The organism is Desulfonatronovibrio magnus, assembly GCF_000934755.1.
GTDB classification, from domain to species: Bacteria; Desulfobacterota; Desulfovibrionia; order Desulfovibrionales; family Desulfonatronovibrionaceae; genus Desulfonatronovibrio; species Desulfonatronovibrio magnus.
In genome coordinates this window covers 49,105-61,808 of record NZ_KN882178.1, presented here as the reverse complement: position 1 = coordinate 61,808, position 12,704 = coordinate 49,105, and the positions used below count along the sequence as shown (strand labels likewise).

At 43.6% G+C, this 12,704-nt stretch carries 11 protein-coding genes; 3 read left to right on the top strand and 8 right to left on the bottom strand.

Annotated elements, in window-relative coordinates:
* Positions 1-915, bottom strand: coding sequence for a carbohydrate kinase family protein (locus LZ23_RS17155; protein ID WP_045216191.1), 915 nt, complete (start codon positions 913-915; stop codon positions 1-3).
* Between the two features lie 1,232 nt (positions 916-2,147).
* Between LZ23_RS17155 and LZ23_RS17145 the strand changes: the two genes are divergently transcribed.
* Positions 2,148-3,443, top strand: coding sequence for a phenylacetate--CoA ligase family protein (locus tag LZ23_RS17145; RefSeq protein WP_045216188.1), 1,296 nt, complete (start codon positions 2,148-2,150; stop codon positions 3,441-3,443).
* Between the two features lie 152 nt (positions 3,444-3,595).
* Here LZ23_RS17145 and LZ23_RS17140 read toward each other — a convergent pair whose 3' ends face one another.
* From LZ23_RS17140 to LZ23_RS17125, 4 genes are all read right to left on the bottom strand, one after another.
* Positions 3,596-4,492: a cyclic di-GMP-binding domain-containing protein, MshE-related gene (locus LZ23_RS17140; RefSeq protein ID WP_045216187.1), complete on the bottom strand. Its 897-nt coding sequence runs from the start codon at positions 4,490-4,492 to the stop codon at positions 3,596-3,598.
* A 12-nt stretch (positions 4,493-4,504) separates the two neighbouring features.
* Complete coding sequence (locus LZ23_RS17135) at positions 4,505-5,296, bottom strand: tetratricopeptide repeat protein (protein WP_052507478.1); 792 nt, start codon at positions 5,294-5,296, stop codon at positions 4,505-4,507.
* Positions 5,297-5,525: 229 nt separating this feature from the next.
* The gene (argC, locus tag LZ23_RS17130) at positions 5,526-6,578 is read right to left on the bottom strand and encodes an N-acetyl-gamma-glutamyl-phosphate reductase (RefSeq protein ID WP_045216185.1); all 1,053 of its coding nucleotides are present in this window, start codon (positions 6,576-6,578) and stop codon (positions 5,526-5,528) included.
* Positions 6,579-6,726: 148 nt separating this feature from the next.
* Positions 6,727-7,845: a hypothetical protein gene (locus LZ23_RS17125; RefSeq protein ID WP_045216184.1), complete on the bottom strand. Its 1,119-nt coding sequence runs from the start codon at positions 7,843-7,845 to the stop codon at positions 6,727-6,729.
* A gap of 449 nt (positions 7,846-8,294) precedes the next feature.
* On the opposite strand from LZ23_RS17125, the gene LZ23_RS17120 reads away from it, so the two are divergent.
* Together LZ23_RS17120 and LZ23_RS17115 are read left to right on the top strand one after the other, a co-directional pair.
* Entirely contained in the window at positions 8,295-9,809 is a 1,515-nt protein-coding gene (locus LZ23_RS17120) for an ATP-binding protein (RefSeq protein ID WP_045216182.1), read from the top strand.
* Positions 9,810-10,132: 323 nt separating this feature from the next.
* Positions 10,133-10,408, top strand: coding sequence for a hypothetical protein (locus tag LZ23_RS17115; RefSeq protein WP_045216180.1), 276 nt, complete (start codon positions 10,133-10,135; stop codon positions 10,406-10,408).
* Between the two features lie 116 nt (positions 10,409-10,524).
* Here LZ23_RS17115 and LZ23_RS17110 read toward each other — a convergent pair whose 3' ends face one another.
* The 3 genes from LZ23_RS17110 to LZ23_RS17100 form a co-directional block, all read right to left on the bottom strand.
* On the bottom strand, positions 10,525-10,734 hold the full coding sequence (locus LZ23_RS17110) for a hypothetical protein (RefSeq protein WP_045216179.1): 210 nt from the start codon (positions 10,732-10,734) through the stop codon (positions 10,525-10,527).
* A 109-nt stretch (positions 10,735-10,843) separates the two neighbouring features.
* Complete coding sequence (locus tag LZ23_RS17105; protein WP_084591122.1) at positions 10,844-11,275, bottom strand: DUF1844 domain-containing protein; 432 nt, start codon at positions 11,273-11,275, stop codon at positions 10,844-10,846.
* A gap of 255 nt (positions 11,276-11,530) precedes the next feature.
* Positions 11,531-12,700 (bottom strand): pyridoxal-phosphate-dependent aminotransferase family protein, encoded by a 1,170-nt coding sequence (locus LZ23_RS17100; protein ID WP_232300534.1) that lies wholly within the window; start codon positions 12,698-12,700, stop codon positions 11,531-11,533.
* Positions 12,701-12,704: the final 4 nt, after the last annotated feature.

Genomic DNA, 12,704 nt, shown 5'->3' with positions numbered 1-12,704 from the left:
TTATAACCTCCAAATTTCCCTGACTTCTTCATACAACTCCCTGTCATTAGGCACAGCTCCAGCATTGGCGCACATCCTGGCTGCAAAATATACTGCCCTGTGCAGTATATCACTCCACTCCCAACCCTTAATGATGCCAAGCAGGGCAACTGAAGAAAAAGCATCACCTGCCCCTACACTGTCCTTGAAATCAGATACTTCAGGAGAAGGAGCAAACATCTGTTCAGAGTTATGAGGCAAAAGCATAGCACCGCGGGAACCCAATGTAACAATGAGACACTTAAAACCTCGCTTGCGACTGAGTTTCAGGGCCAGGTCTTCAAGGGGGAGTCCTTCATCAAACCCTTCTATATCGCACACCTTCTTGAGCTCATCTTCATTAACCTTGAGATACGAACACCAGTCAAGGATATCTCTGAGCAGATCATTATTCCACCATGGATCACGCAAATTGACATCGCAAAAAACAGCTGTATTTTCCATCCTGGCCAAGTCATACAGGGTGGAACGGGATACAGAATTACGCACTGCCAGGGTTCCATGATACAGAATCTTTCGGTTACTGCTGGAAATAAGACCATCCCCGAGAGGCTCAATAAAGTCGTAGGCAACATTGTTTTTTATTTCATACGAAGGTTCATGATTTTCAATGCTGACCTTGACCACACCGGTCATTCGCTGTTCATCACGCTGCAGACCGGATATAGACACTGATCGGTTATCCATCATACGGACAACCTCCCGGCCGGGATCATCATTTCCAATTTTTGATACAAAAAGAGGGTTCTGCCCAAACTCGCTCAAATGACAGGCTACATTGAATGGTGCCCCACCAATGACTCTTTTGTTACCAGGGAAAACATCAAAAAGAACCTCACCAAATACAATGGCTGAATCAAATTTTTTTATGCTCATAGTTATCTTCTTGCCAGTTCATTGTTCAAAATTCAGGTTGAAAAATTTACGTAGCAGTTTAGCCTGTTTTAAAGAAAGCACTTGGTAATCTGTGAAAAATATTATGGTGTCAACCGTCTGTCTTGTCCCGCTTTTAAATAATCATTTCATTATACTGTAAAATCTTTTTTTTTACAAGTTTACCCATTTAGTTATTCAGAAGCGCCTCATCCTGGCGGATGGGGACCGAACCTGTGAGTAACTTTCTTAAAGGGTGGAGCCTGCATCCTGCAGGCTATTAAATACCAGGCGGCTGGAAGCCGCCTCCACATTGAGGAACAGTCCCATATCTGGAAATTGGGACAGTCCCCGCGAGGTACTATAAAAAAGATTGATGCTGCATTGGTTCCTGGAAGTAATTTGCTTCAATGGAAAAATTTACACAGCGAGGGACAGTCCCTTTGCCTGGCGCAAAGCTCCCGTCTTTGACGGTACTTTGCTGGCAAATGTGCATCAATCAAAGCAAAAATCGTAAAAATGTGAAAACTGTACACATCCGATTTTATTAGCAAAACAATTGTAGTTACTTGTAAGCGCCTCATCCTGGCGGATGGGGACCGAACCTGTGAGTAACTTTCTTAAAGGGTGGAGCCTGCATCCTGCAGGCTATTAAATACCAGGCGGCTGGAAGCCGCCTCCACATTGAGGAACAGTCCCATATCTGGAAATTGGGACAGTCCCCGCGAGGTACTATAAAAAAGATTGATGCTGCATTGGTTCCTGGTAGAAATTTGCTTTAATGAAAAAATTTACACAGCGAGGGACAGTCCCCCTCCGGGCTGTAAGCCTCCGGGCAGGAAGCTGTGCCAGGCGCAAAGTTCCCATCTTTGACGGAACTTTTTCCTCTCGTTCCCAGGCTCCAGCCTGGGGACGTTTAGTTCTTGCGGCTCCGGCCGCTTCTTCAAAAAGTGGCTGGAGCCGCAAAAAAAGAGGTGTCCCCAGGCTGAAGCCTGAGAACAAGAGCAAATATACTGAAATTTTTAAGTATTTGATTTTATTATCAAAAAGATTCTAACTACTTGTAAACTGTCAATGCATAGCTAAATTGTTGACCAAGCAGTGTTGTCAAAGTATGTACAGACTTTCCAGGCAAATCATTAAAAGGTCAACACATGGCCATTTCTGCAACAAACGGCTATGGGCTGAATATTATAACATAATATCAATCATCAAGCTTTAATAACGAGATTTTCATGTACAACAATTTACGTTTTATTCCCGAATTTTCAATTGATGAGCTGGAGTCAATTCAGCTCAAAGGCCTCCAATGGACTCTCAACCATGCTTACAAGGGATGCATGGCATACAGAGATAAACTTGACCAGGCCGGTTTTTCACCTGGTGACTTCAAGACCCTGTCAGATATTGTAAAACTCCCCTTTACCGATGTTGAAGATTTGCGTTTAGGATATCCCTTGCCTCTTTTAAGCGTTCCACAAGAGGATATTGTAAGAATCCATGCATCTTCCGGAACAACCGGCAAGCGCAAAATTCTGGCATACACACAAAATGATATCAACACATGGAAAAACATGATGGCCAGATGCTTTGAACTGGCTGATCTGACTCCCATGGACCGAGTGCAGATAGCAGTAGGTTATGGTCTGTGGACTGCCGGAGCCGGATTCCAGCTTGGATGCGAACATTTCGGGGCAATGGCCCTGCCATTGGGACCCGGCAACCTTGATTTTCAGCTGCAATTTCTTACTGACCTCAAACCAACCTGCATTTGCTCTACTGCTTCCATGGCCCTGCTTCTCAGCGAGCAGGTTGTTAAGATGGGGCTTGAAGACCAGATTGCTTTGAAAAAGATTATTTTCGGGGCCGAACCACACACTCCCAAAATGCGCCAGACCATTGAGAAAACTCTCAACCTTGAGCACAGCTTTGATATCCCCGGCATGACTGAAGTATACGGACCCGGCACTGGCCTTGAATGTCTGAAGCATCAAGGCATGCATTACTGGGCTGATATCTTTATACTGGAAATCATTGATCCTTTGACACTTCAGCCGGTACCTGCCGGTGAAACTGGAGAAATGGTCATCACTACCCTGTGCAAGGAAGGAGTTCCATTGATCCGCTACAGAACCAGAGATCTTTGCAGGATCCTGACGGAATCCTGCCCATGCGGCATCAAAATGCCCCGGCATGATCGCATCCTGGGACGCTCCGACGACATGATAATTTTCCGCGGAGTTAATATCTATCCGGGACAAATAGCTGAAATTCTTGAAGAATTCAACGATATAAGTTCAGAGTATCAGATTAATCTGAACAGGCAGAAGGGGCTGGACTTCATGAAAATCAGTGTGGAAAGGAAGGTCAATGCTTCTTCAGATAATGATGAAAAATTAGCACAACGTATTTCTGCGAGGATCCGGTCAAAAATCATGGTTAGAACTGAGATCGTTCTTGCTGATCCAGGTAAGCTGCCCAGATCAATGGGCAAATCAAGACGGGTGATTGATGAAAGAAATAATACTTAAAGCTGGCATTTCCCACAACCCAACTGAAGCAAGTATTGTTAAGCTGGATATTTTCAGGCTGAAGACCAAAGGTTAGAAAGACAGAAGGATAAAGACGCATGATATTGGACGTGCTTGAAATGACGTTTTTTTCAAATATTAACTATTAACTATTAACTCTCAAATTTATCTTCACAGTAAAAATCCACTTCAATACGCCCAACAGGCGAGGAAAGGCTGACCCTGACCGGACTTTGCCATGTCTCTAACTCTTTGCTGTCACGTGCAAGACCGGTTTTTTGCACCTTGTAACCATTCAATTTCATCTGAGCAACAAGATACCTTTTGACAATAATAAAAAAAAGCCTGTTTTTTCCCTGGCAGCGAAGCCCGCATAAGGTATCATCAAGGTTAAGAGCCATCTGTCCTGCTATTCTCAAGGCATTGTTTTCCGAAAGAATAACCGATACATAGTATTTTCGCCCATCGCTAAGCAGGATATATATCAGAAAAGACCAGTTAGATTCCATTTCAGAAGGACTATCCAGCGTAATAACGCTTACCGGCTCACCAGCAAAACGTATAAAAGCCCTGTCTAAAGACTGAATACCCCAGCCCACAAAATCCGGCCACTTCACATGCTCCAGGGCATTTTTGATCTTCTGCATTCTTTCAGATTCGCGATTATTATACTCTCTCAAGTAGCAGCCAAGCTTTTCCGGATGAAGATACCCAAGCTCAACAAGCGCCTCTCCAACATGAGTGGTATTGATGACCTGGGAAAACAGAAGATCATCCACCTGATCCTCGTTCATGTAGCCCTTGCGCAAGGCTATAACTCCAAAGGGCAAATCTAAATTCTTCTGTTCAGACTTGGTCTTAACTATCTGCTCTTCTGTCATGTACCCTTTTTCCACGGCAAGGCAACCCAAAAGCTTGTTGTGTTCCTGCTGATGATGAATGGCATCTTCCAGTTGTTCCTGACTGATTATGCCGTGACTTAGTAAATACTGCCCAAAAAAAACAGTGGCCGGAGTCAGGTAAGAATTATCTTGAGCTCTGTTGTTCATACTAAACCTGCTTTATGCCTTAAGATTATGTTTAGGCATTTTTTTCAATAAAAATTTTTTGAAATCTAAGGCTTGCTCAAAATCAGAATTTATCTCCAGAGACTTTCTGATAAATTTAAGTGCCATGGAATTTCTTCCAAGCTCATAATAGGTCCTGGCCATATTAAAATAAAGGTTTTCATCCCTTTCACTGTATTGTGATGCTCTGGCATAATACTTAATGGCTTGATTAAAAAGTTTGTTTTTGCGTAAATGAATGCCAAACTCATTGAACATGTGCTTATGCTGCGGCTCAAACGCTCCTTTAAGTTTGACCAGGCGTTTGAATACAATCTCTCCTCTTTTGGCATCACCTCTTTGCAGATAAGAAAGACCCAGACCAAAAGTGGCCCGGATGTTTTCCTCATCCACACGCAGCGCATTCTTAAACTCCATTTCAGCACTGAAATTCTCTTTATTACGCAGATGTCTTTCCCCACGAGCCACAGTTCTGGAAATATTGCGCAGGATGGGGTAAACTTTATTCTGGTAAACATCTGGATCAGGCAGGTAATTGCTGAGTAAATTCTCTTTGCTGATAGTTTTAGCCGTGCCTATGGGGATATACTTATCATTCAGAGCCTTAATAACAACTTTATTATCTTCTATTTCCTTGGCATAGACCAGTACATCCTGTTTAACTTTTTTCTGAGTATGACCGAAACCTATGGTAGTTTTTTCAGTCGTTGAAAAAACACCTTCTATTCTGGGTTCTGAGCCTTGTTCCTGGTTTTGTGCTGAATTATGATCTGTATTTTCTGACATAAAACTGAAATATTAACTGATAGTAAAGTTAACGATGGTTTAACTAAGTGCATCAGGCATTATTGGTAATAGACTTTGAACTTTAACCTTTGGACCTTGGACCTTGTACCTTGGACTTTGGACCTTAGACTTTGGACCTTGGACCTTGGACCTTGGACCTTGGACTTCAGTAACTTACAGCCTCAATACTGTAGCAAAAAACAAGACACACTTGGAGTTTTAAGCAGCGTTAGGGCATCAAAGGAAGCTGCTCAAGCCCAAGTTCTTCATCAAAATTAAACATGAGATTAGCATTGGCTACTGCCTGACCCGATGCACCACGGCAAAGATTGTCTATGCAAGAAACGATTATCAGACGATCGGATCTTTTATCATGAACCATTCCGATATCACAATACATGGTTCCTCTGACCCAGCGGGTTTCAGGAAGCTTGCCCTCCGGCAGTATTCTAACGTGAGGTGAACCACGAAAAAAAGTTTTGTAAAACTGCAGAATTTCAGAAACAGGAGCAATGCGGCTTCTTTTAACATAACAGGTACTCAAAATACCTCTACTCATAGGTACAAGATGAGGACTGAAGGAAAAAACCACTTCCAGCCCATAAGCTTTGGCAAATTCCTGATCCATCTCGGGCGTGTGCCTGTGACATGCTAAACTGTAGGCCTTGAAACTGTCGGTTACCTCACAGTAAAGCGTTCCGGTTTTGGCTGCTCTTCCAGCTCCGCTTGTCCCTGACTTGCTGTCAATTATAATGTCAAACCGATCAATATACCCTTTCTTCAGCCCTGGACAAAGTGCCAGCAGTACAGATGTTGGATAGCAGCCGGGATTTGCTACAAGGTTTGCCCCATGGATCATAGGGCCGTACATCTCAGGCAGACCATAAGCGGCTTCGGGTAAGAGTTCAGGATATTTATGGGGTGTATTGTACCACTTGGAATAAGTTTCCGCATCCTTGATCCTGAAATCTGCACTCAAATCAACAACTTTCACACCCAGCTTGAGAAGTGAAGCTGCCAGATCCATGGCCTTGCCATGTGGTACAGCGAGAAATGCCAGTTGACAATCCCGTGCAATAAACTCAGGATCCGGAATGGTCACTGCCATAAGTCCAGCTGGTGTATTGTAAAGATGCGGGAATACATCCTGAAGGGCCATGCCCGCACTGGTTCTTGAGGTTACAGCGGAAAGTTCAAATTTTGGATGAGCGGAAAGAATTCTGACCAGCTCTATGCCTGTATATCCGGTTACTCCAACAACAGCAGCATTAATCTTATTCATTCAAATCCCTCCCACTTATATAATTTGTATTTTTTTGTTCAGAAAGCACCTTAAGCTGCATAGAACGTAAAATCAAGTACCGGGTTGCCTGCACTATAACTCCCGCCCAGCTCATGCTTAATAGTCTCATTGCATGGTGTTGAAATCTTCATTTGTCCATCTTTTTTAACTTGCGCTTAAGTGCAGCAAGCTCTGAAAGTGCTTCTTCCTTCTGACGTCTCTCTTCTTCTTCCCTTAGCAGCGCTTTTTCTTCCCGCACTTTAGCTTCTTCCTTTTGAAGTCTCTCCGCATCTGCCCTTTCTAACGCTTCCTCTTCTCTGACACGGGATTCTTCCAATTCCTTCCGGGCAGCCTTTAAGTTCTTGGCATAACTGCGTTCTTTGCGTTTCAAGAGCTCCAGAAATTCATCCTCAGCATCCATTTCATCACGAATGGCCTTGTCTAAGGCTGCTCGAGCCAGACGGTCCAATACAATTTGAAATTCCTCATCAAGAACGTCATGAAAAACTTTGAGATGCCCATTGGCCTTAAGATGCATCTGTTCAAAAAAAGACAATAACCGCTCAAGCTTATTACGCCGGCGCTGTTTCAGTTCGGATACCTGGATTACATAGCTGTCATGGGTCAAATGCTCGATAAAGGCATCTCGTTTAAGTATTTTCTCTCCAGAAGCTGCATCATAGTAATCACGACGAACAATAATTCCTGGATAGCCATGCAGACTGGATAGGGGAAAGCCAAGAATATAAATAGTCAGGATGGGAAGAAGCGGTGCGTTGGATCTGGTCGAAGCTTCAAGACAAGAAACTGGCCATTTTTCCTGTGCTTCCCGAAAAGCGTTTCCAGATTCTTTATCTGAAATTTCATCAAGGGTCCCATCTAATTCACTTGCCGGTCCAGGGCTGTCTTTATCATCCAGCATTTCAGAAACTGTCTTGGAAGACTTCACAGGCGGGGTATAATAATTTTCCGCAAGATAACGGCGAAAACGAGCAATGTCATCGGCATTGTCAGCTTTTTGGATTTCAATAAGTACGTTTTTTCGCTCTCCATCAGCGGTTTTGATCACAGCTGAAAAGTCCAGGCGAAAGATTGTCACTCCAAGAGAAGCCACCTGAGCAGAACGTTCCCGCTGTTTAAACTCAAGCTCTTCCACCTCCTGTCCGATAATGGTGGAAATGATCACCCTGGCCACAGGCAAATCGTCCATCAGATACTTAAACACAGCATCATATATCGGATTGGCGATTACTACCGGTGTATCCATTTTTACCTCCATGTGCTGATTGTGTATGCTGGATATAACCATTTTTAAAAAGAATCTGCATCACTTTGACCTTATAATTCCGGATCACTATTGAAGCACATGCCAAGTATAAGCCAATGTGACGGTACAGCTTAATTCCACCTTCAATAATGCCTTGACGAGTTTAAAAATCATGCGATAGAGTTTAAACCAATGATATCATCACAACAAGGAAGTCACCTTGAAAAGTACAACTATTCCTCAAAACTGTAAACCATAACGGGAGCATTGCGTGTTTCTGAAAACTTTATTGTGCCGGTTTGGCACGTGGAATGTCCCTGGCTACGGGATTGCCCCCTATTTACTTTACAGAAACAAGTAATGCTCCCGCCAGAACCATCACACGAATAATTGTACCCAAACCGTCCAAATCTCTTTTCATTGAGAACCGTACTTCTGGAGCAAGAAACATGTCAAAAGCGGATGAAAATCTTTATCAGGACCATATTTGTATTTTGGAGGAAGCTGAAAAAGGCTTTCAAATTGGAGTAATCGGATGCGGAGTCGGCTTTGGATCAATTATTGAGCTTATCAAAAAAACCGAGCTGGAAGAATTTTTTCCTCGCCTTCACCTTGTTGCTGTATCTCACTCCCAAAAAGATGAACCAAGGCTGGAGAGCGCTGTTGCCCTTGGTGCCAGACTGTATGACGACTACAATACAATGCTGCGCAATCATCCGGAAATCAATCTAGTAATAGAACTAAGCGACCAGCAGCATCTGATTCGTCAGTTACGTAATACTTTGCCAGCCAATATCTCTATCATCGACCACACCGGAGCGACTTTTCTGTGCGGTCTGCTCATAATGTCTGAAGTAAGCGACAAGTGCAGACTAAACCTTTTTCAGCAGCAAGCCATCTTGTCTGCTCTCTTTGATCAGATTCAAGATGACATACTGCTTCTGGATATTCGAGGCAGAATCCTTGATGTTAATCTCAGTGTCACTCAAAAAATGAACACAACCAAACAGGACATCCTTGGTAAATGCTGCTGGGAAATTTTTTCAGAACAGACAACCGACGGACAATGCAACCCTGAAAGTTCTGAGTGTCCATTCAGAAAGACGATCCTTACCGGTAAGCCGTCAGAAACATTGCAAACCAGGATAGACAGCCTTGGCAGAGCAAACTATTATCGGATATATGCCTATCCTGTATTTAACGAAACTGGAACTTTGGTCAAGGTAGTTGAAATGCGCAGAGATATCACCCACAGAACTGAAATGGAAAAACGTCTCCAGCAGTCTGAAAAACTGGCGGCCATTGGAGAACTGTCTACATATATCGCACATGAAATTCGTAATCCTTTGTTTGCAATTGGTGGCTTTGCCAACTCTTTGTTGCGTAATACCGACATGGATGAAGGCTCCCAGGAAAAAGTCAAGATTATCCTGCAGGAATCCAAAAGGCTGGACAACATTCTGAAAAATATCATTAACTTTGCCCGACCTACCGTCTCCCAGGATGGAGAAGTTAACGTAAACAGGATAATAATGGATATCCTGCAACTCTTTCGCCTGAGTTGTGAAGAACAGGGCATAACTTCTGAAACAGAGATTACACATGGACTGGCTCTGGCTACAGCAGATCCTGAACTTATCAAGCAATGTCTCATCAACCTGATAAAAAACTCTATAGAAGCCATGCCTGATGGAGGCACCCTGACACTTTCAACTTCCATGAAGGAAAAATTCATTGCCATAAAGGTTCAAGATACAGGTGTGGGTATTCCCAAAGATATACGTGAAAAGGTATTCAATCCTTTTTTTTCTACCAAACAAGGGGCAGGAGCAGGTCTTGGCCTGGCCATGACCAAAAAAATTGTAGAGGATATGGGAGGCAAACTGGATCTTTTCAGCCAGGAAAACAAAGGCACAACAGTAATAATATATCTCCCTCCTTCTCTCGCAGTAGAAGAAACATAACAGTTTAGACCTGTGGATGGGACACAGGTACTGACAACCCGCATCAAGTGCAAAACACCCACAGATACTAAGTTTTACTGTAGCGATAAGTTGTTGGATAAAGAATTCATTGTTTTTTTTGTAATTATCGTTTATATTTTTTTCAGTTGATTGAAAACGTCCAACAGGGCGAACCCCAAACCAAACCCACAAGTAACCGCCTTTATTAAGTGGCGTTTGCATCCAGCAGGCTATTCAAAACAGGCGGCTGGATGCCGCGTCTACCTTGAAGTTACTTGTAATCTCTAAACTGATAACTGTAATAAAAATTAAAGGAGGACAAGATGTCAGTTAACAAAGACGAACTTAAGACAAAGATTGAGGGGCTTTTTCCGGAAATTCAAAAATACGGTCTGACTTTTGATTTAGAACAAGATGCCGCCACTCAGTCCTGGCTGGCCAAATTCAAAAAAAATGAACATGAACTGGCTACGCACCTTGAAGAAAAAGACATTGAGGAGTGCCAGGCAGGGATTAAATGCTTCAACCTGGGTATTCAATTAGGCCAGTTCATTCGCAACTATTGTGAAGACGGCAAGGACTGCAAGTTGGGACTATAAACTTCCAAAATATCAAAAAAAAGACCAGCCTTTTGGCTGGTCTTTTAGCTTACAAAGCTACAGGGGAGTGTTGTTTTCGATTCCCCTCAATTTAAACAGACTCAATTCAGCCCGTTCTATACAATTTTGTTTATTAACTCCCCCTGGCCACTTGCCCCGCGTGCAGGGGCATTATCAGAGGCCTGAGCCTGCGCATTCTGCGCTACCTGTGCTCCTTGCTGAGCATTCTGGTTATTCACTGTCTGATTTATGAGCTGAGCGCCCATACCTTGACTTTCAAGGGCATTCATCATACCGGCCATTCCGAGTCCTGCCTGTATTTCCATGCTAAACCTCCTATACAGTCTCGGGAACCGAAAACAACTACCTGTTAATATTGTTCGGTCATTGCCGCATAAGACTTTAGGGGGATAAATAGAATTTATTCAAATTATTTCAAGTTGACTTCTGAACATACTTCATTCTGACCTCAAACAGGAAATCTTTAAGCATTTTTTCTTCTTCTGCAGACAGATTGCCTTTGGTCTTTTCTTCAATCATGGCCAGAATGTCTATTGTGTGTTTGGCCATGGGCAGATTCACTTTAACCTCTCCTCCTGCCTGCTCAGGTATTTCACCGAGATGCATCAGGGCCGATGAACTCAGGGAAAGCACAAAGGTAAAAAAATCCACCTGGGGCATTGGAGTCTCATCCCCGGCTGAAGCCTTGTCGTAGTCCTCAGCCACTTTTTTGCGCTCCATTTTTTTTGCATGGCTTTCCCGGGCTTCATTCTCAGCCTCAGGTTCACGGGAGTCCTGCTCAGTAGTCTCCTCGTCAAACTTTATTCTGCGATCTGTTACTTTAATTTCTTCTTGTTCCTGGCTCATTATTACCTCCTGACAAAAAAATAATTTATCTAATAATCGTTTAGACCTTTGGATGCGACATGGGGCTGGCTTTTCCGAGGGCCTGTCTTCAGCTTTACTTATAAAGATATAGTGCGGGCTGTGCCCACAACCCTGTTATCTGTTATTTGTTATCTGTTATCAGGGTAAGGCAGTGAATTCAGCCTTTTGTTCTTCAACAATTAACTATTAACTGATAACAATTTCTTTTTTTCTACAGGATTGAACGGTAAGTTACTAAACAGTTTCATTACCTGTTATATCCTTCATGGCCTGTTCATAAGCTGCCATGGCCTTTTCCAGATAATCTCGGGATGCACTGTAGCCTCCCTGTCTGATTATAACGCTTCTCAAGGCGTGCAGTCCGGCAAGCAGATCTGGCCAGTCAACATAGCCCATGTGCCCCATACGGACAATTTTGCCTTTAAGATGGTTCTGACCACCGGCCATGATAACATTATATTCACTGGCAACAGTGTCAAGAAGCTTTACTCCATCTAATCCAGGAGGCAATTTGACGGAAGTAAGGCCCCATGTATAGTTTTCCCTGACCAGCAATTCAAGACCAAGACTGTCAATGCCTGCTCTGACCATACACGTCATGGCCCATTGTCTTTTGTAAATTTTTTCAAGGCCGTGTCCTTGGAAATATTTCAGACATTCCTCCAAAGCCACAATCAGGTTAATAGCCGGAGTAAAAAGTGTTTGTCCGGACAGACATTTTTCTCTTTCACTCAAAAGATTAAAATAAAAATTTTGTGACTTGACTGCCTCCGCCTTTTTCAATGCAGCCTCACTAAGGGCAATGAAAGCAAGTCCTGGAGGCAGCATCATCCCCTTTTGGGAGCCTGTAATCAGACAGTCGATATTCCATTCATCCATGGGACAGGGAGAAACGCCTACTGCAGATATTCCATCTACGACCGTCAGTATACCCTTCCTGGAGCACAGTCTGGCAATATCCTGCACGGGATGCAGCACCCCGGTGGAAGTTTCTGAAGCTTGAATCAGCACGCCGCTGATATCACTCCACCTGGAAAGTGCGTTTTCCACTTCCTTCGGCTTAACTGCACTGCCCCATTCCAGTGGCAGGGCAACAACCTCAAGTTTATGCGCCTGAGCAATATCAGACCAGCGTTGACCGAACTTTCCTGCTTCCACTACCAGCACAGTTTCTCCTGGAGAAAACAAACCGGTCACAGCAGCGTTCATTGCTCCGGTCCCGGATGATGTCAGGGTCATTATCGGCTGATTTGTGCCGAATAGATATTGCAATCCCTTCTGGACCCTGAACATTATATCCTTGAAACCCTGCTTGCGGTGATGTATCATATCCTTTGCCAGGGTTAGACGCACCTCTTCCGGCAAGGGAGTCGGACCCGGCGTTAAAAGTCTTAGTTTATCCACTGAC

Coding starts and splice junctions, on each gene's coding strand:
- LZ23_RS17155 (WP_045216191.1), bottom strand. CDS start 915: ATGAGCATAAAAAAATTTGATTCAGCCATTGTATTTGGTGAGGTTCTT.
- LZ23_RS17145 (WP_045216188.1), top strand. CDS start 2,148: ATGTACAACAATTTACGTTTTATTCCCGAATTTTCAATTGATGAGCTG.
- LZ23_RS17140 (WP_045216187.1), bottom strand. CDS start 4,492: ATGAACAACAGAGCTCAAGATAATTCTTACCTGACTCCGGCCACTGTT.
- LZ23_RS17135 (WP_052507478.1), bottom strand. CDS start 5,296: ATGTCAGAAAATACAGATCATAATTCAGCACAAAACCAGGAACAAGGC.
- argC (WP_045216185.1), bottom strand. CDS start 6,578: ATGAATAAGATTAATGCTGCTGTTGTTGGAGTAACCGGATATACAGGC.
- LZ23_RS17125 (WP_045216184.1), bottom strand. CDS start 7,845: ATGGATACACCGGTAGTAATCGCCAATCCGATATATGATGCTGTGTTT.
- LZ23_RS17120 (WP_045216182.1), top strand. CDS start 8,295: ATGTCAAAAGCGGATGAAAATCTTTATCAGGACCATATTTGTATTTTG.
- LZ23_RS17115 (WP_045216180.1), top strand. CDS start 10,133: ATGTCAGTTAACAAAGACGAACTTAAGACAAAGATTGAGGGGCTTTTT.
- LZ23_RS17110 (WP_045216179.1), bottom strand. CDS start 10,734: ATGGAAATACAGGCAGGACTCGGAATGGCCGGTATGATGAATGCCCTT.
- LZ23_RS17105 (WP_084591122.1), bottom strand. CDS start 11,275: ATGAGCCAGGAACAAGAAGAAATTAAAGTAACAGATCGCAGAATAAAG.